We start from the raw sequence: 26,538 nt of genomic DNA on the forward strand, positions 1-26,538 counted from the left end.
ATAAGGGGACTTGACTTGGATACAAACCAATTGACTTGGTCAAGTATAAAAACAATCGTCGGTATTTTCAGTATTCAACTAACATTTTTCACCTGACCATGTTAATTTCGTGAATTTTAAAGGCAATCAATAATGCCTCAAAACCAAATGCACCTATTTAGCCGTAAGACATTGGTTTGTAAAGTAAAATTTAATTTCAAAAAAATAGCACTAGTGCTTACATCACATACACTTATAAAATGTTAAAAGCTGTTGGGCTCACAAAGCAGTACGGAGAACTGCCTGTTTTAAAAGGGATTGATATCCATGTAAAAAAATCTGAGGTTGTATCAATAGTAGGCGCCTCTGGAGCTGGAAAAAGCACCTTGCTCCATATTTTAGGAACATTGGACACTCCCGATACAGGCAAAATGAGCATTGCCGATACAGACGTATTTTCCCTTTCGGGAAATGAACTGGCGCAGTACCGAAACCAACGTATTGGTTTTGTGTTTCAATTCCACAACCTCTTACCTGAATTCACCGCACTCGAAAATGTCTGCCTACCTGGCTACATCAGCGGAAAAGATAAAACAGAGGTGGAAAAAAGAGGGAAAGAATTATTGAAACTGCTAAACATCTCCTCGCGCGAAGGGCATAAGCCTTCCCAGATGTCGGGTGGAGAACAGCAAAGAGCTGCCGTAGCAAGATCATTGGTCAATAACCCCTCTATTGTATTTGCAGATGAGCCAAGTGGCAACCTCGACTCTAAAAATGCAGATGAACTCCACAACTTGTTCTTCAAACTACGGGACGAGCTGGGGCAAACTTTTGTAATAGTGACCCACAATTCTTCTTTTGCCCAAATGGCAAATAGGATGTTGGAAATAAAAGATGGTGTAATGGTAGTAGAATAAAAAAAGAGCTTGCCAAAACTGGCAAGCTCACTTTATATAAGAATAGGTAAAACCTAATTACTTCACGTACATTACAGATTTCACTGCCTCTATAGTCCTTTTTACGTTTGGTAATGCAGCCTCGATAAGCGTAGGCGCATATGGCAAAGGAACATCCAAGTTGTTGATTTTGATAACTGGAGCATCCAAATAATCAAAAGCATATTTTTGAACATGGTAAGAGATCTCAGAGGCAATAGAAGCCAATGGCCAAGATTCTTCCACTATCACCAACCTATTTGTTTTCTTCACAGATTCCAAAATAGCTGGGTAATCAATTGGTCTTACCGACTGCAAGTCGATCAGCTCTACCGAAATATTATCTTTTGCAAGCTCAGCAGCAGCTTCCTTGGCAACTTTCAAAAGCTTACCATAAGAAATCATAGTAACATCTGTTCCTTCTTGTACAAGGTCAGCTTTACCTATTGGAATTAAATATTCACTCTCAGGAACCTCTCCCTTATCGCCGTACATCACTTCCGACTCCATGAAAATAACCGGGTCGTTATCACGAATAGCAGATTTCAAAAGCCCTTTGGCATTGTAAGGAGTAGAAGCAACTACTACTTTCAAACCAGGTGTATTAGCATACCAGTTTTCGAAGTTCTGAGAGTGCTGTGCACCCAACATACCTGCGTTACCTGTTGGACCTCTAAATACTATAGGAATATTAAATTGCCCGCCAGACATTGACTTCATTTTAGCTGCGCCATTGATGATTTGGTCAATAGCTACAAGCGAAAAGTTAAACGTCATGAACTCAATAACAGGCCTAAGATCGTTCATTGCTGCACCAACTCCTATCCCTCCAAAACCTAACTCTGCAATTGGCGTATCAATAACTCTTTCAGGACCAAACTCATCGAGCATGCCTTGGCTCACCTTATAAGCTCCATTGTATTCAGCAACCTCTTCACCCATCAAAAAGACATTCTTGTCTCTGCGCATTTCCTCAGACATTGCTTCTCTGAGCGCTTCTCTAAATTGAATTTCTCTCATTTGTACTTAGTATATATCGTTGGCGTCAGCTATTTAAAAATTTATTAACGCTGCAAATTTATTACAAAAAAAACAAAGCCTGCTTTATTTTGTTAAAGCAGGCTCTGAAAATTTATAATTTTTTTATCAAATCCCTTATTTGGTAGCTTCAGCTACTGCAGATTGGAACTTAATAAACTCAAGATCTTTAACAGCCATTTCCTTCAAGCTTCCATCAGCCTCAATAGCTTTAGCAAGATTAGAAGTCAATTTTTCAGCATCGCCTACTCTTGCAGCAGTTATAGCAGCACCGTAGTAAGCCAAAGCGTTTTTGCTGTCAGCAGCGATTGCATCTTCAAAAGCACTCATTGCTTTAGGATAAGAATCAGCATCCATCTCTTTGCTAGCTTTCAACAAGATAGCCAAACCTTTGTTGTAAAGAGTTTCTGAGCTGTTTCCACCTTTTTCAAGATCGCTGATCGCAGAAGCGTAGCTAGCTTTTGTGATGTTTACATAACCTTTCAAAGCACTAATTGAAGCAGCAAGTTCTGGAGAAGAAGCTCCTGATACTTTACCGATAGTAGAGAACGCTTCGTCTTTTTCATCTAACAATAGTTGAGCACTCGCCAAGTTAGCATAAGCCTCAGTAGACTCTTGCTTTTGAAGGCTAAGCTTGAAGTTAGAAGCAGCATCCTTGATAAGTTTTGTTTTTTTGCTTTCGCTGCTAGCGTTAGCAGCCATTTCCATATAAACAGCACCAAGGTTGTTGTATGCAGCATAGCTGTCGCTCATTTTGATAGCAGACTGATAGATTTTTTCTTTCTCAGCCAAATCAGGAGTCATAGAAGCAGCGTAGCTCATTTGAAGTGCGTTAAGCTCTTCAGTTTCGTCACCGTTAGCAATTTTCTTTGCACGTACCATGATCTCAGCATCAGTTGGCTTGTCTTTGATCTCAAGGATCTCAGCTTTAGCAGCTCTCAATGGAGGATAAACATCTCTGAAGATCATTTTGTAGAAAGAAAGTGTTTGCAATTTCAATTCTTTAGAAACGAAATCACCAGGACCGTTCAAGATATCAAGAACTTCGCTTTTTTGAGCATCAGTCAATCTATCGTAAGCACTAAGAGCAGCTTTGAAAGTAGACCAATCTTCTACTACTGGCTTCAATTGGAAGTTGATACTATCAACAGCATCTTCGTAATCGTGTTTTTTAGCAAGTTTCTTGTAGAAATCCTCAACTACAGCAGCTCTTTCGTTAGCAAGTTTGCTGTTTACGTCAGTAGGGCCTTCAGGAGAGTGCATACCTGATACATTAATTGTGCGAACAGGTTTGTTAGCTTGAACATAAGAGTCCAATTCTTTACCTCTTTCGCCTCTTCTTTCGCTGTAGCGAAGATCTGAACGACCTTGCAAGAAGAAGAAGTCAACGTTAGTTGGGATATACTCTTCAGAGTTGTCATAACCGTGAGGAGCATAGTTAGCCAACAGAGGAGCTTGAACCAACAAAGAAGTAGTAATTACTCCTTTTGCTGCATCACCTACTGGAGGGAATGGAGTCAACTCGCTCGCTTTTACTTTCTCTGGCTTAGTTTTTTTGTAAGCTCTTCCTATGAAAGCAACATTACCTTCCTTGTATTTCTCATCGTAAATAAAGCCGAAATACTGCTCTGCAGATGGAGCTGGGTTTTTGGCTAAAGCATCCCCATCAAATTCCATTTTGCCAAGAGACAAAGGCTCATTGTCTGGAGTAGCATAGAACATCTCTACTTCATACATGATCTTTGGCTTAAGAACATTTTCTGGCAATGTAGCAGAAGCTACAAATGCAACCGAGTCTCCGTGTAATTCTACTGGAGAAGGTTTTACAACAAATTGACCACCACCCGCTTTTTTAAGCATTGGTGTCAATGAATCACAGCTTGCAAAAAATAGTGTAGCTGATAGTAAAATAAATGATAACGCCCGTTTGTACATATTCATAATATTTAAAATAGATTAATATCTTCGATAAACACAAAAATATCTTGATAAGATCATTATTCCAAAATCTCAGCTTTAAAAGACTGCTTTAATTTTAGGCGTGAAGCTAATAATAATTCTTCACATCATCAGTAAGTAGCATAAAGTTATTGTTAACACCCATTAAACTTTATACCTCACTTATTGTTTCTAACAATAGGAATAGCGAGCATTGCGAATAAAAAATACTACCTCACAAAAAACAATACAGCTTTTAAAGAAGAATTAAATTTAATAAAAGTCTAGGTCAGTACAAATAAAAGATATGGATTGTTTGCCTGATCTATAATTTCTACCCAAAATATACTACTTAGGCAAAACTTGCAGCTTGTGTCGCAGAGCAGTTTACCCCACGAGAGATAAAAGAGTATATATAATAAATCTTAAAGGAGGGAACTAGCATTCATAGGAAACCGTAATAATTGAAACGGTTTAAAAATTTCTAAATTCAATTGATACAAATGTTATTTAAAATGAAAAAGCTTCAATTTTTTCTCGAAAAGCGTGCATTTGGCGTCTGTAGTGTTATTGGTGAAACGGTTGGAATCTCCAGTGGTGTAATTAGAATGTATTTTATTTATACCTCTTTTCTTACCTTCGGATCACCTGTTATTGTTTACCTCGCCCTCGCCTTTTGGCTCAATATCCAAAAATATATGCGTCGCCGCGCCATGATCAAAGACCTGATCTAGAAGTCTCTATATGTTTTTTTTCCCAATACAAAATGCTGCCACACAATACTTTTTTTGCAGACTTCTTGAAACGTTAAAAAACTCTTTTTCCCTTCTACCATCTTTCTTTTCTGTAGTAGCAAAAAAATATTTTTGTAAATAGAAAGGTGCGCCTTTGCAATTGCCCAGCAATGCTTTCCTTCACCCAGCATCAGGAACCGAAGCCCTGCTACGCCATCAAGAACTAGCCGAATAAACATAATAGGCACTAGCCTAAAAAATGGTAGATTTTTCACCAAAATCACCAAAGCATTCCGAAAATTGAAAAAGGTCTTCCGCGGACTCGACTTGCTAAGCGTCCCACCACCAATATGAAACACCTCACTTTTGGAAGTATAGCACACCCTATAACCCGCATTTTTCAACCTCCAGCACAAGTCTATTTCCTCCATATGGGCAAAAAAGAATTCATCAAACCCTTTAAACGATTTGAACAAATCAGCCCTGATGAGCAAACTAGCGCCCGTAGCCCAAAAAATATCAGCAGAACCCTCGTACTGACCTTTATCTACCTCCAATTCGTCAAACACCCTTCCTCTGCTAAATGGATATCCCAAGAAATCGATCATCCCACCAGCAGCCCCGGCATACTCAAATTTTTCTTTCTCCGAATACGATTTTATTTTCGGTTGGCAACAAGCAATCGTTTCGTCACTTTCCATCAGCTCGTACATAGGTTCTAGCCAGTTTGGCGTAACCTCAATGTCGGAATTGAGGAGTAAAAAATACTTGTTTTCCAGAAGAGATAGGGAGTAATTGTACCCTGCACAAAAACCTAGGTTTTCAGGGTTATTGACGAGTTGAACATCGGGGTGGTGGGTCTCGATAAAAGCAGCTGAACCATCATCCGAACAATTGTCCGCCACTACTATTTTGGCATCCTCACTATAGGCTTTTACCAAGGGCAAAAACTGCTCAAGATACTGCTTGGTGTTGTAGTTGAGGATAACGACGGAAATATCTTGAAATCTGCCCAAAAGGATGTGGTTGTTTAAAACTGGTTTTGTAAAAAGTGAAATCAAAAATACAGTTTCTTCTCTAAAACAATGAGGGTTTCGCTATTAAAAAAAAGCATCCTACCCATAATTATTTTAGGCAGGATGCTTTACTAAAAACTTGCTAACAATTAAAGGTTTCCGAAATCGAAACCGGGGATATTTGGTATAAACCCTTGGGTTGATTTCTTCATTTCCTCTTTTGCTTTATCGTCCACATCGGTCATAGCTTTGTTCACCGCCGCTATAATCAAATCTTGGAGCATATCTTTGTCATCTTTAGTAAGAAGGGAATCGTCTAATTCCAGCTCAACCACTTGCTTCAGTCCATTCACCGTAGCTTTTACCATACCTGCACCAGACTCTGCAGTAGTAGTCACATTTACGAGGTTTGATTGGGCTTCTTTTAGTTTAGCTTGAACATCTTTCAGCTTCCCCATCATGTCCATCATATCCATAGGTACTCTTTTTTAGTAGTTAAATAATGAATTTGAAGCTATGTTTCCAAACAGCTTCTAAGTTAGGCAACTTTTAAGTTCTTTGCCTGAGCAGAACGCTCAAAGTTTTTGGCAGCAAACTCTCTGTCTATCACCAGCTCTTTTACCCTCACATTAGAAGGCATTTCAAACATAGGTTCTAGCATAATAGCTTCACAAATAGACCTCAAACCCCTAGCACCCAAACTATATTCCATGGCTTTTTCAACCACATAGTCTAGCGCTCCGTCAGTAAAAGACAACTTAACATCCTCCATCTCAAACAGCTTTTTATACTGTTTAGTGATCGAGTTTTTGGGCTCGGTAAGGATTCTTCTCAATGCATCTTTCTTGAGCGGGTCGAGGTGGGCAACAACAGGAAGCCTACCTATCAGTTCGGGAATCAACCCAAAAGCTTTCAAGTCTTGAGCGGTGATGTATTGAAGCAAGTCTTGCTTTTCAAGCTCTGCCAGCGCATTGGCATCTCCTGAAAAACCGATTGGCCTAGTGTTTAGCCTAGAAGAAATCCTATCTTGAATTCCGTCGAAAGCACCACCACATATAAACAATACATTCTCCGTATTGATCGCTATCATTTTCTGCTCAGGGTGCTTACGACCACCTTGAGGTGGAACGTTCACCACCGAACCTTCTAATAATTTCAATAACGCTTGCTGAACACCTTCGCCACTTACGTCGCGAGTAATGGAAGGATTGTCAGACTTACGTGCTATTTTGTCAATTTCGTCAATATAAACGATGCCCCTTTCGGCAGCTTCTTGGTCATAATCGGCTGCTTGGAGCAATCTGGTCAAAATAGTTTCCACATCTTCGCCCACATAGCCCGCCTCGGTAATCACCGTAGCATCGGCAATACAGAAAGGAACTTGAAGTTGCTTGGCAAGGGTTTTCGCCAACAAGGTTTTCCCCGTTCCTGTCTCTCCTACCAATATAATATTTGACTTTTCGATGTTCACATTATCTTTCCCATCGTCCTGCATGAGTCGCTTGTAGTGGTTATAAACCGCCACCGAAAGCACTTTTTTCGCCTTTTCTTGCCCGATCACATATTCATCCAGCCTTTTCTTCATGTCAACCGGCTTGATCAACTTGAAAACTGGGCTTCCTGCTTGCCTCGGCTTCCTTTCCTCGTTCAAAATTCGCCAAGTCTGCTCTATACATTTATTACATATATGAGCATTCAAACCTGACACCATCAGTTCTACCTGATCTTTCTTTGCCCCACAAAATGAACAAACAATATCTTTCATCTAAAAACTATTTAAGCACGTTGTGCTAATTAAAAAAAACAATCCTTGGTTGGCGGGATTTACATCCCGCCAACCAAGGAAACATCAACAACTAGGATTGATTGTATAATATATTATACTCAAAATTAAGATACATGGTGTTCCAATACTTCATCAATAATTCCATATTCTTTAGCTTCGGCAGCAATCATCCAGTAATCACGATCAGAATCATCATAGATTTTTTCGTAAGACTGACCTGTATGCTTCGCTATGATATCATACAGCTCTTTTTTGAGCTTCATGATCTCTCTAGCAGTGATCTCCACGTCGGAAGCTTGACCTCCAGCACCACCTAGCGGTTGGTGAATCATCACCCTTGAATGTGGCAAGGCAGACCTTTTTCCAGCCTGACCAGCAGTAAGCAACACAGCTCCCATAGAAGCAGCAAGCCCAGTACAGATTGTTGCTACATCAGGACGAACATATTGCATGGTATCGTAAATGCCCAAACCTGCATACACGCTGCCACCTGGGCTATTAATATACATTAAAATATCCTTTTTGGCATCAAGAGACTCCAAAAAAAGCAATTGAGCGATAATGATATTTGAGATATAATCATCTACCCCAGTTCCCAGAAAGATGATCCTATCTGCAATCAACCTTGAAAAAACATCAATTTCGGCAAACCTTCTCTCTCTCTCTTCTATCACCGTTCTGGTCATGTTATCCACATTGCCCATATATTGATCTACTACCAAACCGTTCAGCCCCTGCCCTTTCACTGCGTAGTTTCTAAATTCGCTTCTTATATCTTTCATAGATTTTATTTTTATAAGCCTGTTTATGTAATGCAGGTATATTTTTTTGGTTAAACTATTATTTTATGTTTACAAAATTGTTGCAATTTATCGCTTGTCTGCCAAAAAGTCAGCGATTAACTAATCAACCATGGAAAAAAGCAAATCATTTCCTCAAAAACAAATCTCGTTCAAAAAATAGGCACTTCGCTATTACTTACTTCAAAACCTATTTAATAAGTTCCTGTTTGCTTACCCCATAGAAAAGTTTGTTCAGCTGAGCTACAGCAATGGAAGGATTTTCCGAAGAGCAAACTGCTGAAACCAATGCCACTCCATTTGCCCCCGTACCTGCTACATCTTCTATAGTCGTTTCATTCATTCCTCCTATTGGGAAAATGGGCTTGTTGGTATAGGCTACTATTTTGCGAAGCTCTTCCAGCCCCCAAGGCTCTCGGCTTGTCTCAATAGAATCGGTAGGGAAAATTGGTCCCACGCTCAAATAATCAGCATCTGAGTTTTGGGCAAACTCCAAATTTTCCCAGCTCAAGTTCGATAGACCTATAATCGCATCTTTGCCCAAAATCTTTCTTGCATAAGCATATGGCATACTTTCAATGCCCAAGTGCACGCCATCTGCCCCTACGGCAAGGGCAACATCTACCCTATCGTAAATCAAAAATGGAATGCCCGATCCTTCCAAAACCACTTTTAGCTTTAAAGCTGCTTCTACCAAATCCTTGGTATCAAAAGTTGGTTCCCAAAGCTGAACAGCTGCCAAGCCGCCCCCTTCCAACGCTTCTGCCACTACTTTTTCTATTGGCTTGCCTAGGCAAAGCGCTTCGTTCACTACTAAATATATTCCTTTCATCATGTGAAAAAATCGGATTTAACTCTTGAAGCTATTGGGAAAGAGTAAAAAAAGGATGCTTTAAAATACAAAACCAACTCGGTATTGCCACGGGCTCGAATAAAGTGAGTGGGTCTGGCTATAATTCACATTGTATAAAGCCGTAAGCATTATCCGCCCTTTCTTTCCCACTGGCTGCATAAGCCCAGCTCCTAAAAACAAAGCATCGTACCACGTTTTTGTATCCGAATTATCGAACTTCACATAAAGTGATTCATATTCTACATAGGGGAAAAACATATCAGCTATTACATATCTGGCAAAAGCCCTTGGTCCCACAATATTGTAGCCCGAATTATACCTATTGTCTTCATAATACCGGTAGCTAAACCCCGCTCCAGCAGAAAACTCGGGAGTAATTCTGTAACCCACTAATGGCGATACATCTATGTAAGTGATAGTACCAAATGACAGGCCTAAATTCCCTCCTATATAAATACGGTCTTTCAACGGTGGTTTATTAGATGTTCGCCTCACATCTTCTTCGGTTACGCCTTCTTTTGTTGAGTCTTGCTCAGATGGAAATGGAACTTGTGCCATTGCAACATTTCCAACCAATAGCCCAATTGCAAGTATAAAAATGAGTTTCAGTTTCATGTTTTGAATATAATATTAAGTGGTACGAGATTGGCAAAGTATGCTGTATTTCTTTAAAAAGGCAAACCCAATATCTTAATTTTGAATTTATAAATAGCAGAGCGGGTTTTGTTACCCAATAATTGAGTTGGGGAAAAGCAAATACCTGACTTAAATTTACACGGCTTCATGTGAAAAATCATACTCGGTGAGATTAACAAACGTACTCATATCTTTCATGTTGGGAATACTATGTCTGATGGCAGCCCCATCTTCCGTATTTTCCCAAGAAAAAATAGCCGGTCCTCACACCGCCGACACCCTCAAACTAAAAACGGGGAGCATCTTAATTTTAGACAGCACCTCCCAAACCATAGAAAAAGACACAACTATTATCGTAGATGTTGGCTTGCGCTACGAGATAATAACCAAAAACATGCTTAGGTCCCAAGCATTTTACGATTCCCTCAAGAGCAAAGCCACAAAACACACTTTACTTTCCGAGCTCTATGAAACACTTTTTGTAGAAGCCGATAGCCAAAAGAGAGAAGAAAACCTTACGCAGTTCACACGGAGCGAAGAATATTTCGCTCAATTTTCTGGAAAAACCATTGGCAATATTGGGCTAAAACAGGTCGATATACTGGAAGGTTTGGTAACCGATACCACTCGGAGGGCAGTAACTTGGTTTGCCCAAACTGCCAATACCTTGCATATCTCCTCCCGCGAATTTGTGATTTACAACAACTTACTTTTCAAAGCAGATGATATACTGACACCTTTCACCCTTTCTGACAACGAGCGGATACTTAGGCAACTCACCTTCATTCAAGACGCTAGAATTCTAGTTGCCCCCCATCAAGACGATCCCCAAGTAGTCGATATCATTGTAGTTACCCAAGATGTTTTTTCTATAGGAGCAAGGGCGAAGGTCAGCGGGATAGACAACTTTGGGGGGGAAATATACGATCGCAATTTTGGTGGGCTTGGCCATGAGTTCAGCATTTCAACGCAGTTCACCACCAACGAAAACCCTCCTGTTGGGTATGGAGTTAGGTACAGGCTGCAAAATTTAGGGGGCAGCTTCGTAGCCGCCGAAGCAAGTTATTCTAATAACTTTGAAGGGAAAATTACTCGCCTCAATTTCCAACGGGAGTTTCTGACTCCTCAAGTACGATATGCTGGGGGAGCTGATATTTCTTGGTACAATACCTTTAAAAACGAACGCTACCCCGAGCAACAAGACACCACTTTCCGAATCCCTTACTCGGGCAGCTACCAAGACCTTTGGATAGGGCGAGCTTTTCAGCTAAAAGGGAATAACCAAAGAGGAAATATCGTATTTTCGGGAAGATATTTCAACAAGCAATTTGACGAAAGACCAGAAGTAGCTCCTGACTCCAATTATTTTTACCATAACTCTTCTCTCTACATGGCAGCCGTGGGCTATTCATGGCAAAAGTACCTCACCTCTTCTATGATCACAGGATATGGACGAACAGAAGATTTGCCCCTCGGTTATTTCTTGCAAGGAATATATGGCTACCAACAAGGAGAATTTTCCAACCGCCCCTACCTCGGGTTAAAACTAACAGGGCTAAATCTTTGGGAAGGAGTTGGCTATTTTGGATATACCTTCCAAACAGATGCATTACTCCGCAACAACACCATAGAAGACAACAGCCTCCTGCTAGATGGAATCTATTTCAGCGAACTTCACCCCATTGACCGGTGGTATATCCGTAATTTTGTGCGACTAACTTTTTTTACAGGAGGGAAAGCTTGGGAAGAACCTTGGACACCTGTTCGAGAATTTATCAGATGGCACTCTGGCGGCGATATAGTAGGCAACCAAGCGCTCAGCCTCAATTTAGAATCTGTGCTCTTCAGCCCTTGGTACTTTTATGGATTCAAAATCGCTCTTTTTGGATTTGCCGATGCAGCTTTTGTGGGGCAGGAAAAAAACTTTTTCTCTCATAATAATTTCTTCACTGGCGTAGGCATAGGCTGCCGAGTACTCAACGAAAGTTTGAGTTTTGGCACTATCCAATTTTCCATTGGCTTCTATCCACAAACCATTGAAGGACGTAGCCATTTCAGCTTCAATTTCGATTCTGGCCAACAAAGATTATTTGATGATAGATTTAGCTTCAAGCCTACTATGGTAAAGAAAGGAGGGTATTAAAGATTAGCAAAAAAAGAGTTTGGGTAAAAAGAAAATACCACGCTACTTTTGTAGCAGTCGAAAATAGCAGCAATACAAAAACTTTCAAAAGCCATGAAAAACAACTTGATATATATTTTTGCCCTTTTATTGACACTCTCGGCTTGCGGGCCAACTCCTGAAGAACTGATAAGCGAGGGGAAAAACCGATTGAGAGATGGGAAATTTAGCGAAGCTGCTTCGTTGATAGCCGAGGCGGTAAAAGCCGATCCGCAAAACCACGATGCGTTCAATGCACTGGGCGTAGCCTATTACAACTTAGAGGAAAATGGAAAAGCAATGGAGGCATTCAACAGTGCGATTACCCTTTTCCAGCAAGACTACAAATACTATTTCAACAGGGGAAATGTAAACCGAAAACTCAACCAGCCCGAAAAAGCCATAGAAGATTATTCTAATGCCATAGCGCTCGATGCTACACACTACGACATTTTCCTCAACCGAGGCTTGTCCTACATGACCGAAAACAAACTAGCCGAAGCACTAAACGATTTCCAAAAAGCCTCCCAACTCGACCGCTCCCAAGACAAAAATGTAAGCTACTATTTTGCCCTCACCCTCCTCCGCTTCGACCGCTTCGAGGAAGCCCAAAAAGCCCTGCTCACCAGCATAGCTATCGACCCGGACTTTGCCGAAGCTTACCACCAACTTGCCCTAGCAGAGTTGGGCATCCAAAAAGGAGCATCGCCCGAAGTATGCCGCTACCTCGCCAAAGCCATTGAGCTAGGCTACCAGCCCTCTCTTGAATATTCGAAAACCTATTGTGAGTAAAAAAGGGTTGCTGGTTTCTGACGGTTCGCCGCTGCGATTGCTGGTTAGCCCCATTCAACTCCTGTGGCCGAGCCCAACCCACAGGATTATCTCTTAAGTAATCCTGCTAAACCAAGCCTCGTAGAGGCGACCTATTTATAGCCTCAAAACTTCAAAAGAAAAAAGCTCCGTAGGAGCGACCTCCTCATCTTTGCGATCATAAAACAAGGCAGAAGATATGAAAAAAAGTCAACCCCTTGCTTAAAACATAAGGGATAGGTGTTTAAAGCTTTGTGAAATGGAATTTCATAAAAACAAATAACTCTTCAACGTCAAAGGTATGGCATTCAATTTCATCATTTTCAGTAAAAATAAATGCGCTGATTTTAAATCTTGAACCATCTTGGTTAGCATATATTTCACCTTTTTTGTTTGCATCTTTATATACCTCCAAGTTTAAATAACCGTCTTCTTCAATACATTCAAGATATACATCTAACCTTTTAAAGTTTTTCTTTATGAAAACAGCTATTTCTTTTAAAAGTGAAAACTCTAAATATGGATCTCCAAAATCTGTATGCCATTCTGGAACCTTCCATGAATTGATATTAGGTGAAGTCATAATTTTGAATTTCTTAGTATAACCCAAATTCTCCCTCTAGTACAAACCTCCGCTCAAAACTAAAACCAAATCGCCAAATAATCGCTAGTTAAAAAAAACGTAATCCAAAAATTCACCCCCTACTCTCCATCATCTTCTTGCGATAAAACCAGGCCACGACAGAAAGCATCACCAAAGCGATGAGCTGGGAGTGGGATAGCCAATCGCCGATCACGAAGCCGCGATGAACGTCGCCACGGAACATTTCTATGATGGAGCGACCAATGGCATACAGTACTGCATAAAGAAGGAAAAGCTGCCCATCAAATTTTTTGCGGGGCTTGAGCCAAAGCAACAACAGCAAAATACTACCTATGAGCGTGACGCTGTAGAGCTGGGTAGGATGCAAATCGGTGTGTAAGGGCTTAGCCATGCTGGCGGCATCGTTAAATTGCACGGCGCATACGCCGCCTTCCCAAGGCAAACCGTAGCAACAGCCCGCCATAAAACAGCCCATCCGCCCAAACATATGGACAATACAGGCGGTGATCGCCATTACATCGAGCACTCCCCAAACTGGCAGTTTGTTCAACTTCAAGTAAACTAGTAAAGAAGGAATGCAAAACAGCAAAGAGCCATAAAACACAAACCCTTGCCCTAGGTTTTCGAGCATGCGGGAAGGCTCGCTAAAATAATAGCCTGGGTCTTCCAAATAGAAGAAAAACCTTCCGCCCACAAATGAGGCCAAAAGCAGGATCAGCGCCATATCAGCCGACTTATGGAAGGGGTGCCCATATTCTTTTTTGAGCTTCGTACCTGCATACAAAAAGGCAAAAGTCGCCCCAAGGGCTATCAGAAAACCATAGCTATAAATGGTGACGGTATCGGGGAAAATCCCTTTTAAAAAATCTGGTGTTTCAAATTCAAAGAAAACAGGATGCATTTCGTTTCTCTAGGTCAAAATGAGTACAATTCTAAGGGCGAAAGGTAAGTAATTCCCTCTCTTTTGACAAGGTTATTTTAAGAGAGCGCATATGTGGTAAGCCTGCCGTTACTCACCTTTTTCACCAAAAGAATTATTTCAAAATCTCATTTTTTATCGTAAATTGTTGACAAGTATCTTCATCTGAACTTTCCTACTATCTTTCTAAAAAAAACCAACAAAGCCGAATGCCTAGGTCCCAAACCTCCTACAAGTCGCTTCAAGAACAAGTGGAAAAATTAGAGTCTGAAAATATTTTACTCCAAGCTTTGCTCAAGGAGTCTTCCATCATGGAAAACTACGGCAAAGCTGAGCAGTTGAAAAACGGAGCTTCTAAGGGCGGCGCTACTTCTAACAACGACCTATTTGTACTAGCTGCAGACCTCAATAAAATGTCGGTATGGGAATGGTATCCCAAAGAAGATTTGGCAATACCAAACAAATACTCATATGAACTTTTTGGGTTTGCAGTAAATGAAGAAAATAATATACTCAAGAGATGGGGCGAACGCTTACACCCTGACCATGCAGAAAAAGCTAAAAAAGATTTAATAGATCATTTGATGGGACGTAGCCCCCATTATAATTCAGATTTCAGGTATCACCACCCTGAAAAAGGGTGGGTATGGATCAACAGCCTAGGCAAGGTAGTAGATAGAGATGAGAATGGAAATGCCATCAAGCTTATAGGCGTAAGCCAAGATATCACCAACCGAAAAGAAGTAGAACAGGCCCTAAAAGAAAATGAATTCTTCCTGAATTTTTCCCAAAAAATAGGAAACATGGGAAGCTGGCTGATTGATATGAAAGAAGGCACAGAACACTGGTCGGAGTACATGTTTTTACTTCATGGCTTACCCCCAGACAGAACTGTTCCAGACATACAAGAATACCTAGAAAACGTACACCCTGACGACCAAGATAACTTGAGCTGTTACATGGACGATGTAATGGAAAAAAAGCAAGAACCACCCCCTATAGAATTTCGGTACAACCGCCCCGATACTGGGGAAACTCTTTATTTTCTTAACAGAATTACATTTTTAGACATAGAAAAAAACATCATTGTAGGCGTAACCAAAGATATTACTGCTGAACGAATAGCCCAAGAAGAGCTAAATGAAAACTATGCCTTCCGCAATTCTATGATCAATAATGCCGCAGAGGGCTTATGTGTTTTCCACAATTGTGAAGAATTCCCTTTTGTCCATTTCACGGTCTGGAACGACCAGATGATCAAACTCACCGGCTACACCCAAGAGGAGATAAACGAGCTGGGTTGGTACCAGTCACTCTACCCAAACCTCGAGGTACAAAACAAAGCCATCATCCGAATGGGGCAGATGCGAGAAGGAGTAGACATTACAGGTGAAGAATGGACCATCCGAACCAAAGACGGTTTCGACAAAACTATTTCGCTATCAACCTCCATCATCAAAGTAGAGGACCAGCGTGTGTTTGTGATGGCTCTCCTTTCAGATGTAACCGAAAAAGAACGCTACAAAAAAACCATTGAGCGGCAGAACAAGGAACTTCTCCTGCTCAATGCTACCAAAGACAAGTTCTTTTCCATCATAGCCCACGACCTCAAAAACCCAACGTTCCATTTGCAAAACCTCACGGAAATGCTTTCCAAAAACTACGAGGCAATGGACGACTCGCAACGAATGACCTTCTTGCAATCGCTCAATGACAGCTCAAAAAAAATGGCTTCCCTCCTAGAGGATTTATTGATATGGGCAAGAAGCCAAATGGGCAGCCTTAATATTCAGCCTCAAGCTTTTAACATCAACGACTTGGTGAAAGAACAACTGCATTTGGTCTCTGACCTGTTTGAGGAAAAAGAGCTTAGCCCCGAAATGATTCTTAACAATAGGCAGTTTGCTTTTGCCGACCTCAACTGCGTAAAAACAGCACTCAGAAACCTCATTTCAAACGCCATTAAATTCTCGAACCGAGGGGGGACAGTTACCGTGGAAACAAGCCAATTAAAAAATGGAACCATACAAGTAAGCGTTACAGATGAGGGAGTCGGCATACCCAAAGAACGTCTCAAAACCCTCTTCCAAATCGAGCATTCCATTACCACATCAGGCACCGAAAAAGAAAAGGGCACGGGCTTAGGGCTAATTATCAGCAAAGAATTTCTAAACAAAAGCCATTCAGATATTTGGGTAGAAAGCAAAGAAGGCAAAGGTAGCTGCTTCACCTTCATCCTGCCATCTATCCAAAAAATGAAAAAAGAACTGGATAAACCAACTGCTTGCCCTTAAACCAGCCCATTTGCACTCGACCATACCTAATACTTTCCAAACCAAGTTGTTGGATTATCTGATACCCTCTTATAAATACTGCCCGATTTCGGGCAAAACTATCCGCCTCCGCCCAACCAACCAACAACTAAAAAACACATATACTATTAAAAATCAATAACTTACAAAAACGGCATATTTTTTAGATAACTTATAGTAGACTCAACACCTCCAAGATCTTTATTATGCTCAAAAATTATTTTAAAGTTGCCCTCCGAGGCATGATGTCACAAAAGGTTTTTACCTTTATCAATATTTCTGGTCTCGCAACTGGCATAGCCGCATGTTTGCTCATTCTCCTTTTTGTGAAAGATGAAATGAGCTACGACCGCTACCATAAAAATGCTGATAATATTTACCGGGTTTCCCGAGAATGGTTCGGGCAAGACGGCAAAACATCCCTTCATCTCGGTCACCTTGCACCACCTTTCAAGCCCCTTCTGCTCAATGATTTTGAAGGAACGATCCTCGAAGGCGTTCGTCTTCTTTCCGACGGGCCGCTCATTACCTATGGTGAAAAGAAAATAGTAGAAGAGCACACCTTCTTTGCCGAAGCATCTATTTTCAATATTTTCTCTTACGAAATGGTGAAAGGCAATCCAGAAACAGCACTGAGCGAGCCCAACAGCCTCGTAATGACCGAAAGCACTGCTCAAAAATATTTTGGGGATGAAGAGCCCATTGGCAAAATGGTAAATTATGACAACCTGACCGAAATGAAGGTAACTGGCATAATAAAAGACGTACCACAAAACTCACATTTCCATTTTGACATCCTCGCATCTTTCTCCACCGTCGAAAACTTTTTTGGCGAGGAAGAAATGATGACCAACTTTGGCAGCAACAACTACTCTACTTTCTTGCTCTTGCCTGAAGGCTACAACCCAGACGATTTGGAAAGCCAGTTCCCAAGCTTTTTGAACAACCATTTACAAACGACTTCCAACGGTATTAAACCTGAGCAATACAACAAATTTCACTTAATGCCGCTGACAGATATCCACCTGCACTCGCACCTCGATAGTGAAATTGAAGCCAATGGAGATATCGCCTATATCTATATTTACAGCGTAGTTGCGCTGTTTATTTTGCTCATTGCCGCCATCAATTTCATGAACCTTTCCACTGCGCGTTCGGTGAAGCGTTCCAAAGAAGTTGGCGTACGAAAAGTAATGGGGGCAAACAAGCTTACACTCATCAGGCAGTTTTTGGTAGAATCAATTATAGTTACCTTTTTGGCAGTGATATTGGCAATGGTCATCGTCACATTTGCCATGCCTTACTTCAACGATTTTGCCCAAAAAGCCATTGATTTGCACTTAAACGATCCCTTCATTTGGTTTACCTTGGCAGGCGTCACCATTTTGGTTGGGCTGATGGCAGGAAGCTATCCTGCTTTTGTACTTTCAAGTTTCCGCCCAATAGCAGTGCTCAAAGCCTTGCCCCAATCGGGTAAAAAAGGAGCTGGTTTGCGCTCAGCCTTAGTTGTTTTACAATTCACCATTTCCATTGCCCTCATAGTTGGCGTAGCCATTGTGCACCAACAGCTCGACTTTGTAAAAACCAAATCACTTGGCTTCGATGAAGCAAATATCCTTTCCCTTCCTTCTAGCGATGAAATAGGGGAACAATTTGACATGATAAAAGAGCAGTTAGAAGCTCATCCGGGTATAGTAAGTGTATCCAACTCTAGCCGAGTTCCTTCAGGTAGGTTGCTGGATTCGCAGGGCACTACTGCCGAAGTTGGTGGTGAAATGGTCGTGATCAATTCTAGAATAGCCGACATCCATGTGGGCCACGATTTCTTCAAAACCTATGGAATGGAAATAACAGAAGGACGTGGGTTCAACAAAGAAATTGCAAGTGACTCGTTGGACGCTTTTGTGTTGAACGAATCGGCCGTGAACGCCATAGGCTGGGAAAACCCAGAAGAAGCCATTAATAAAAAGATAACTTATGGAGGAAGGACAGGCTATTTGGCAGGGATAGTAAAAGATTTCCATTTCGAAAACTTGCGCCAGCCCATCGTGCCTATTATCTTCTTGGTTTCACCCCGTCGAAACAGAAATGTATCAATCAAATTCGTACCAGAAAAAAGGGATGAAGTAGTTGCCATGCTTCAAGAAAAATGGTCTTACCTACGCCCTGGCCATCCTTTCGACTACCAAGTAATTTCCGATAGGTTCGATCAGCAATACGGGGACGAAGAGCGTCTTAGCGAATTGATTACGCTATTTTCGGGCTTGGCCATCATTATCGCCTGCTTGGGCTTGTTCGGCTTAGCCTCTTTCACCGCCGAGCAGCGCACCAAAGAAATCGGGATCAGAAAAGTGTTAGGAGCTTCCGTAGGGCAAGTATTCATGTTGCTTATTAAAGGAATTGTTGCTTTAGTGGGAATTTCGCTCGTTTTGGCAAGCCCCATTGCCTATTATTTCATGGACCAATGGCTCGGGGAATTTGCCTACAGCACATCTATTAACCTCTGGGCATTTGTGATCGCCGGTGTAGTAGCCTTGCTCATTGCTATAAGCACAGTAGGCTACCAAGCCCTCAAAGCTGCTATAGCCAATCCAGTTAAATCGCTGAGGAGTGAATAAAAGTCTTGCACAAAAAAGCCTGCCAAATTATTCTATGGCAGGCTTTTTTGCTTCTGAACCCCTTCAATGCTTTTTCAAGTACTCTGACGGCAAGACACCAAACTCCTCTTCAAAATATTTACTGAAATACCTTGGGGTATTGAACCCAACTTTGTAAGCTACTTCGGAAATAGTCATTTGGCTTTTTTCCAATAAAACAGCTCCTCTTTTCAAGCGGATAATCCGAATAAATTCGATGGGGGTTTTTCCTGTTATGGCCAAGAGTTTTTTATAAAGATGCACCCTGCTCATTCCCAATTCATGGCTTAGGTTCCCGACCGAAAATTTAGGATCGGCAATATTTTTTTCCACCAAGGCAAGGGCTTTTTTTATAAGCTTTTCGTCTATAGATGATATTTCTATTTCGGATGGGTTCACCTCCATTTTTTTCTGAAACCGCTCTTGGCTGCTTTTCTGTTTCTCCATCAGTTTCTGAACCCTGAGCAAGAGCAAGTCCAAGTTGAAGGGTTTTGTAATGTAGTCGTCCGCCCCTATTTCCAGCCCTTTTATCTTATCTTCATCGGCAGTTCTGGCTGTAAGCAAAATGATGGGAATATGAGAGGTACGAAGGTCGCCTTTCAATTTGCTACACAGCTCCAAGCCACCTACCTGAGGCATCATCACATCACTAATTATCACATCTGGCAGTTTGGAATAGGCTATTTTTAGCCCTTCCTTTCCATCTGGCGCTTCAAATATTTTGTAGTGATCAGCCAAAGACTCCCTCATAAAAGAGCGGAAGTCCGAATTATCTTCTACCAGCAAAATAGACTGGTTATTCTGGGCAATTTGTGTGGTACTTTCACTAGGCTCTCGAACTCCTTCTTCCTCCAACACCACTTCCTGCGCTTTCACCTCTGCCTCTACCTCTCGGCGCACACCTTCTACAGCACTCAAGGGCAAACTCACCACAAACGTAGCACCTTTGTTTATCTCGCTTTTCACCTCTATTGTACCTTGGTGTAGCTGCACCATCTCCCGAACCAAGTTCAACCCAATTCCACTTCCCGAAATCCCCATCGCATTATTCCGCTCCGACTGATAGAAGCGTTCAAAAATCTTCTCTTTTTCTTCATCCAAAATACCGACACCTGTATCTTCCACTTTAATACAAACAAACTCTTCTTCGCTATTTGATAAAGTTTTTTCTACCGAAACTAGTACGCTGCCCTTTGCCGGGGTAAACTTCAATGCATTGGAAATCAAATTCATCATGATCTTTTGCAGTTTCTCATGATCAAACTCAAAGTTCAGCGACCCTAGACTACTTTCAAATTCTAGCAAAACCTCTTTCTTCTGAAAACTATCCTCAAAATTTTCACATACATCGCGCAAAAAAGAAATCAGGTCTCCATAAGATGGCTTGTACTGCAAGCCTTGCAAGTCCAGTTTCCGAAAGTCCAACAACTGGTTCACCAGCCCTAGCAACTGATGGGCATTTCGGTTGATAGTTTCCAACAGATGATGCTCTTGTTCACCATTTTTCAACTTCATCAGTTTATCGAGCGGGGCAAGAATCAGGGTAAGCGGTGTCCGAAATTCATGGCTGACATTGGTCAAAAACCGCAATTTCATTTCATCCATCTCCAAATGCCGCTTGGTCATCAGGCGTTCTTGTTCGTAGTGAAATTTCAACTTTGTCCGCTTGATCATCATATGCCTGTAGTACAAAAGGAAACCGACAATGATCAAAATGTAGGTGGCATAGGCAAAGGATGTCTGATAAAATGGCGGAAGAATGACCAACTGTAATTGGCTGTAGTTTTCGTTCCAAAGCCCATCATTATTCGAAGCCTTTACTTTAAAAGTATATTCCCCAGCATTAAGATTGGTATAGGTCACTTTCCTCACATCTCCCCCTAGCATAACCCACTGCTGATCAAAACCTTCTAATATATATTTATACTTCCCTTTGTTAGGGATGAAGAAATTTAAGGCGGCAAATTCGATGGAAAACACATTCATCGATTGCTTTAGTTCTATTCTACCGGTAAGCACAATCGACTTATCTAAAATGGTTTTGTACAAAACCTTCTCCCCAACTTTTACACTGCTATTAAATAGCTGAAAATCGGTAAATTCTACTTTAGGAAGCACCGAATTGTAAATAATGTTTTCAGGTTGGAACAAATTGAAACCATTTGCCCCTCCAAAAATCAGTTCCCCTTTCGAGGTTTTATATTTTGCATTTACATTAAACTCTTTGCCCTGCAAGCCATCTGCTTCCGAATAGTGCCTAAATGAAAATTCATAACCGCCTTCTATTTGCTTCTCTACAACGTTGATTTGGCTCAACCCCGACGATTTGCTGATCCATATTGCTTTTTCATCGTCCTCTTCTATGCAATTGATAATATCGGTGGAAAGCCCATTCACCTCTTCAAACATGGTCACCTGATCGGTATTTGGGTCGATCAGGTTCAAACCAGAGCGAGTTGCTATCCAAAGCAAGCCCCGAGAGTCTTCAAATACATCGTTCACAAGATTATTGCTTATGCGAAGAGGCTCCTTGTTATCGTAAAATGGATGGTTGATATACTGCTGCCTGTTCATATCATAAAAAATAACACCTACAGAAGTTGCAATAAACATGTTCCCATTCCGCATTTTATGAATAGCAGTGACAACACTAGAGGGAAGTTGTCTTTTAGCTTTGTTAGGTGGCAGCATAAAACTATCCGATGCCTTGTCGTATAGCACAATTCCGCTTCCTAGCGTTCCTATCCACATCCTACCTTGGTTATCTTGGTTTATCGTCCAGATATTATCATTTGGCAAACTATTTTTAATTTCTTTGGAGAAGCTGTACCTCTTAAAATTTTTCCCGTCAAATGTATTTAGTCCTCCTGTATACGTACCAATCCACAACAGCCCCTCGGCGTCTAGGTAAATATTGACAATCACATTATTGCTCAAGGAGTTCGCATTATCAGGGTCATTTTTATAAACCTTATAAGTTCCTTTTTCACGGTCAAAATAAAGCAATCCACCACCATTTGTCCCTATCCACAGATTTCCTTCTTTGTCTTCGGCAAAACAGTTTACATCTTCGAAAGGCAAGCTTGTATTGTCAGAAGAAAGGTGGTTATAAAGTGGAAATTTATAGATGCTTTCATGATAATAACAAAAGCCACTTTTGTACGTCCCTATCCAGACTATTCCGAAGTCATCTAAAAAAAGATCGGTGATAGAGTTTTGGGACAAGCTTTTAGGGTCTTCGGGCTCATGATACAATTTCGTGAGGCTATGGCTCGACTTATTGTACAAATCAATTCCGCCATGATCCGTTCCTAGCCAAATAACCCCTTCCTTATCTTGGATTATTTTGGATATAAGGTTGCTCGAAAGCTTGATATCTTCCGAATTGGTGGTAAAATGGTGCCACTGCTTGCTAGCTGCTTGAAAATAATAACAACCGTCTACCCCTGCGTATACCCAAATATCTGATGAGTTATCTACAAATATTTCGTAGTTTAGGTTCTCAACCCCCAATTTTCCGTTGAGGTGTCTATCCCTATAGATCAGCTGATAATTTTGCCCATCAAAGCTCTCTATAGTGCCATCTCCGTAGAGGTAATAATAGTTGATACCATCGTGGTAAAAACTCGAAACTGCCGACTGAACCTCTGAGTTAGCCCTAAAAGGATTCGAAAAACCATTCTCACCGTTTGGGGTAATATAATGAGACTGGCTTGCGAGCTTAAACCAAGATTTTTTGTTCTTATCTACATAAATATCTTCTACCGTGTCGCCTATTCCGTACTTTTCCAAAAATGCTTCTTGCTTGAGGAACACCTCTTTTTTAATATCGTACAGCGTATATCTTCCAGTAGTCCTTATCAAGATATCCCCTGACTCAACTTCCTCAATATCAGAAATATCATTTTCGATAATAGTAGAAGAATCATTCCTGTCGTAACGGAAATTCTTGAAGCCCGACCCATCGAACCGGCTTAGGCCCGATGATGTGCCTATCCAAACAAAACCGCGGGAGTCTTTGAAAACAGAAGTAACTTGATTGTTGACCAAGCCATGGGAAGTATTGATCCTTAAAAAGGAATATTGCGGCTCATCTGCCAGAACAACGCCACAAGTCAATGCAATGAGTAGCATCAATATTGGTACTAGTGCTCTAAGATGGAAACCGGACAGCATAAACAGTGGAGGCTTTTAGGTGAATTGTTTTACCTCAACAACCATTACAGTTGGTATTGGTCTAGTAATAATAAGAATAAAAAATTATTGGTAGTGAATCAAAACGAGAATCTTTAACTTCTCAAAAAAGAAGAGAAAAACTATCGGTAGTTACTTATTGCAAACCGAAACCTGCCAACTACCGACAGTAAATAGTATAAATATGAAGATGAACTAAGCGCATATGGATCTTTGGGCTTCTTTCAAAACCTAAAAATCAGCTTTGTCCACATGAATTCTAGTTTAAACTTACTTTGATCTCATTTCCATCGTAAAGTACTTCTTCTACAGGAGCGGCTTCATCAATAGAAACCGGGTTCTCTTTGGAGACGAACACTACACGAATAGTTCGCTGTGACAACATGCCCTCAAACTGGCCTTCCCTCGCCCCAATCGTCAGCGTTTTATTTTCTTCCGACCATGAGAAATTAATATTGGTAAATTTCCCTTCTTCGTAGTTGTAATTTGTGCCCTCGTCTTCGTACAGGTCAAAAGTGGCATTGTCGCCCGTGTACACATACACCGTGAGCGGATCTACAGCTTTTTGAGTAGTATATTCTATCTCAGGACCAAACGGAATAATAGAGCCTGCTTTGGCAAAAAGAGGCATTTTTTCATAAGGGGCATAGGCTTCTATAGTCTGACCACCTTCTGCAAATTCTCCAGAATGCACATTATACCATCCTTTGGAAACTGGCAGATAGACACTTCTTGAACTTTTGCCATATTCGGTCACGGGGTTTACCAACAAAGAAGGCCCGTACATGTATTGGTCACCGATGTTCCATACATTTTTGTCTTCAGGAAAGTCCATTGCCAAGCCCCTCATTATCGTATAATCTTTGGCATACGTCCAACCTGCTAAGCTGTAGGTATAAGGCATCAATTTATATCTCAACTTGATGTAATAGAGCATGGACTCATACGCCGGATGACCTTCTGGAGCTAAGTTAAATATCTCCCGGTAAGGGTACTGACCGTGGGCACGGAACAAAGGTACAAATGCTCCAAACTGAAACCATCTTGCATTTAGCTCCCTCCATTCTTTTAGGTCTTCACTTCCTTCTTTGGCAGTTTCGTAGCGCTTTTCAACACAGAACCCGCCAACGTCCATGGTCCAATAAGGCAAGCCCGACAAGGCAAAATTGATACCCGCAGAAACTTGCGCTTTCATATCTTCCCACCTCGTGCCGATATCGCCACTCCAAGTTACCGCTCCATAATTTTGCAGGCCTGCAAAACCAGATCTGGTCAAAATGAAGACCCTTTCATCTTCTTTCAAAGACCTTTGCCCTTCATAAATCCCTTTTGCGTTCATCAGAGCATATGCGTTGAAATATTGGGTAGATGGCCCTAAAGCCGTAGGGTTCATCAAATCTTTTCGGTACTGCACGCTTGCATTGGATAAAATATCTGGCTCAGTGGCATCTAGCCACCATGCATCTATATCTTTAGAATAATATTTTTCCTTGATCTGCTTCCAAAACAACTCCCGTGCACCAGGCTCGTAGGCATCGTAAAACGAACCCAAATAACCTGGGTAAATCCAATCTTTCACACTGTCTTCAATCGCCCTTGTGTACATCCATCCCTTTTCGTCGAACTGTTTGTAATGTTCGGTGGTAGGGTAAAACTTCGGCCAAACGGAAATCATGATCCTTGCATTTTGCTCATGCACTTGGTCGATCATGCCGTCGGGATCGGGGAAACGCTCGGGGTCAAACTTGTGGCTTCCCCATTCGGTAACAGGCCAGTGCGACCAATCCAAAACAATATTATCAATTGGAATTTTTCTTTTCCTAAACTCGCTAAGCACGTCCAACAGCTCCTCTGAAGTTTTGTACCGCTCCCTGCTCTGCCAAAAACCCAACGACCATTTTGGCATCACTTGCGCTTTGCCAGTCACTGTTCTGTATCCACTGATCACTCCATCCAAGTTTTCGCCAGCTATGAAATAGTAGCGGATATCCTCGCCCATTTCCGAGTAAAAAGAAAGCTTTTGTTGTGTTTCGGAAGCTACAGGAGAAAGTGCTTTCAAACCGATGTACGAAACTCCCCCATCAGGAAACCATTCTAATTTGATGTGTTTCTTTTCGCCTTGCTTCATGTCTACATTGAACTTGGCAACGGATGGATTCCATGCAGTACGCCATTTATCAAACTGCAGCTCACCATCTACCCAAAGTTTTGTGTAGCCAGCGTAGTAGCAAAGGAATTTATAAATACCAGATTCTTTTGCTTCAATATCCCCTTCCCATGTAATTTTCGCATTGGTAAAGTTGAAATCTTTTGGGAATTTATCTACTGTTTCTAGGTTTTCGTAATCAATCTGATTTTCTACCCTTTCCAAAAAGATACTCTCCGTATTCTTATCATCAATGTACGTGGCGGTAAGCCCACCTTCTTTTCCTTCTTTGTCATAAAGAACAAATTGGTCGATGTTGGAATACGGTCTAGGATCGCCAAATCTCGAAAGAGAATAATTGTCCCACAAAATCCCGTAATTCTTGGTAGAAACCACAAAAGGTACAGAAACCTTGGTGTTGTACTGGAAAAGCTCTTCGTTCTTGCCCTTATAGTTCATCTCATCAGCTTGGTGCTGGCCCAATCCATATAGCGCTTCATCGTCTGGCGTATCGAATACTTGGTGCAGTTCATAGCCTTTTGTGCCATCAACTTCCATGGGGGTAAAGGTTCTGCCCAATGCCGCATCTTCGCTCATAATTGGCGTTCCATCTGCTTTGAAATAGCTGATCGCCCCAGTTTCTTTTGAGATTTTCACTTGCAACTTCGCAGTGCTGATGACCACCTCTTTATCGTTTTCCTCTGTCTTAAACGCTACCTGCTCCGAGCGAGGAATTGCTATCAAGCTTTCGGTAGCATCAAATATTTTTGTGGCAGAAGCCTCTATTTTGGCTATGTCTTCTGCCTCCATAGTCACCTTCACAGCACCACCTTGCCCATCGGCAAAAGGATATACTATTACGCTATTCTGCTCAACCTTAAAGCCCACACTACCAGGTGAACATGCCGCCAAAAATGCAACTAGGCTTAAATGAAAAATTAGTTTTTTTACCATGTCAATTGTCGTTTTTTAAGATACCGACCATAAGCATTTCATCCCCTATGGTCAGTACCAAAAAATTGTTTATTCAGTCTTCATATT

At 41.3% G+C, this 26,538-nt stretch carries 18 protein-coding genes; 6 read left to right on the forward strand and 12 right to left on the reverse strand.

What is annotated here, in order from left to right; genetic code table 11:
• The first annotated feature begins 239 nt into the window (after positions 1–239).
• Entirely contained in the window at positions 240–896 is a 657-nt protein-coding gene (locus R9C00_24145; protein WPO34793.1) for an ABC transporter ATP-binding protein, read from the forward strand.
• A 57-nt stretch (positions 897–953) separates the two neighbouring features.
• On the opposite strand, the gene R9C00_24150 is transcribed toward R9C00_24145, so the two are convergent.
• Positions 954–1,934, reverse strand: a complete 981-nt coding sequence (locus R9C00_24150) for a pyruvate dehydrogenase complex E1 component subunit beta (GenBank protein ID WPO34794.1) — start codon at positions 1,932–1,934, stop codon at positions 954–956.
• 135 nt (positions 1,935–2,069) lie between these two features.
• Complete coding sequence (locus R9C00_24155) at positions 2,070–3,812, reverse strand: hypothetical protein (GenBank protein WPO34795.1); 1,743 nt, start codon at positions 3,810–3,812, stop codon at positions 2,070–2,072.
• A 593-nt stretch (positions 3,813–4,405) separates the two neighbouring features.
• Here R9C00_24155 and R9C00_24160 point away from each other — a divergent pair.
• Positions 4,406–4,624 (forward strand): PspC family transcriptional regulator, encoded by a 219-nt coding sequence (locus tag R9C00_24160; GenBank protein WPO34796.1) that lies wholly within the window; start codon positions 4,406–4,408, stop codon positions 4,622–4,624.
• Here R9C00_24160 and R9C00_24165 read toward each other — a convergent pair.
• From R9C00_24165 to R9C00_24190, 6 genes are all read right to left on the reverse strand, one after another.
• Positions 4,621–5,640: a glycosyltransferase family 2 protein gene (locus R9C00_24165; protein WPO34797.1), complete on the reverse strand. Its 1,020-nt coding sequence runs from the start codon at positions 5,638–5,640 to the stop codon at positions 4,621–4,623. The genes R9C00_24160 and R9C00_24165 overlap by 4 nt on opposite strands.
• A 149-nt stretch (positions 5,641–5,789) precedes the next feature.
• Positions 5,790–6,116: a YbaB/EbfC family nucleoid-associated protein gene (locus R9C00_24170; GenBank protein ID WPO34798.1), complete on the reverse strand. Its 327-nt coding sequence runs from the start codon at positions 6,114–6,116 to the stop codon at positions 5,790–5,792.
• A 62-nt stretch (positions 6,117–6,178) separates the two neighbouring features.
• On the reverse strand, positions 6,179–7,405 hold the full coding sequence (clpX, locus tag R9C00_24175; protein ID WPO34799.1) for an ATP-dependent Clp protease ATP-binding subunit ClpX: 1,227 nt from the start codon (positions 7,403–7,405) through the stop codon (positions 6,179–6,181).
• A gap of 125 nt (positions 7,406–7,530) precedes the next feature.
• Positions 7,531–8,208 (reverse strand): ATP-dependent Clp protease proteolytic subunit, encoded by a 678-nt coding sequence (locus R9C00_24180; GenBank protein ID WPO34800.1) that lies wholly within the window; start codon positions 8,206–8,208, stop codon positions 7,531–7,533.
• Positions 8,209–8,416: 208 nt separating this feature from the next.
• Entirely contained in the window at positions 8,417–9,061 is a 645-nt protein-coding gene (gene thiE, locus R9C00_24185; GenBank protein ID WPO34801.1) for a thiamine phosphate synthase, read from the reverse strand.
• 57 nt (positions 9,062–9,118) lie between these two features.
• The gene (locus R9C00_24190) at positions 9,119–9,694 is read right to left on the reverse strand and encodes a hypothetical protein (GenBank protein WPO34802.1); all 576 of its coding nucleotides are present in this window, start codon (positions 9,692–9,694) and stop codon (positions 9,119–9,121) included.
• 187 nt (positions 9,695–9,881) lie between these two features.
• Between R9C00_24190 and R9C00_24195 the strand changes: the two genes are divergently transcribed.
• Positions 9,882–11,858: a hypothetical protein gene (locus tag R9C00_24195; protein ID WPO34803.1), complete on the forward strand. Its 1,977-nt coding sequence runs from the start codon at positions 9,882–9,884 to the stop codon at positions 11,856–11,858.
• A 93-nt stretch (positions 11,859–11,951) separates the two neighbouring features.
• Positions 11,952–12,668 (forward strand): tetratricopeptide repeat protein, encoded by a 717-nt coding sequence (locus tag R9C00_24200; protein WPO34804.1) that lies wholly within the window; start codon positions 11,952–11,954, stop codon positions 12,666–12,668.
• 262 nt (positions 12,669–12,930) lie between these two features.
• Here the strand turns inward: R9C00_24200 and R9C00_24205 are convergent, their stop codons facing one another.
• Both R9C00_24205 and R9C00_24210 read right to left on the reverse strand, forming a co-directional pair.
• Positions 12,931–13,269 carry a hypothetical protein gene (locus tag R9C00_24205; GenBank protein ID WPO34805.1) on the reverse strand — a complete coding sequence of 113 codons (339 nt, stop codon included), beginning with the start codon at positions 13,267–13,269 and terminating at the stop codon, positions 12,931–12,933.
• Positions 13,270–13,381: 112 nt separating this feature from the next.
• Complete coding sequence (locus tag R9C00_24210; protein WPO34806.1) at positions 13,382–14,191, reverse strand: prolipoprotein diacylglyceryl transferase; 810 nt, start codon at positions 14,189–14,191, stop codon at positions 13,382–13,384.
• Between the two features lie 227 nt (positions 14,192–14,418).
• Between R9C00_24210 and R9C00_24215 the strand changes: the two genes are divergently transcribed.
• Together R9C00_24215 and R9C00_24220 are read left to right on the forward strand one after the other, a co-directional pair.
• Positions 14,419–16,503 (forward strand): PAS domain-containing protein, encoded by a 2,085-nt coding sequence (locus R9C00_24215; GenBank protein ID WPO34807.1) that lies wholly within the window; start codon positions 14,419–14,421, stop codon positions 16,501–16,503.
• 224 nt (positions 16,504–16,727) lie between these two features.
• On the forward strand, positions 16,728–19,139 hold the full coding sequence (locus tag R9C00_24220; protein ID WPO34808.1) for an FtsX-like permease family protein: 2,412 nt from the start codon (positions 16,728–16,730) through the stop codon (positions 19,137–19,139).
• 63 nt (positions 19,140–19,202) lie between these two features.
• On the opposite strand, the gene R9C00_24225 is transcribed toward R9C00_24220, so the two are convergent.
• A complete protein-coding gene (locus R9C00_24225) occupies positions 19,203–23,291 on the reverse strand; it encodes a two-component regulator propeller domain-containing protein (protein WPO34809.1) in 4,089 nt (1,362 codons plus the stop codon).
• 319 nt (positions 23,292–23,610) lie between these two features.
• Positions 23,611–26,451, reverse strand: a complete 2,841-nt coding sequence (locus R9C00_24230) for a glycoside hydrolase family 31 protein (GenBank protein ID WPO34810.1) — start codon at positions 26,449–26,451, stop codon at positions 23,611–23,613.
• Between the last annotated feature and the right edge of the window lie 87 nt (positions 26,452–26,538).

Source organism: Flammeovirgaceae bacterium SG7u.111, from assembly GCA_034044135.1.
In the GTDB taxonomy this organism is placed as follows: domain Bacteria; phylum Bacteroidota; class Bacteroidia; order Cytophagales; family Flammeovirgaceae.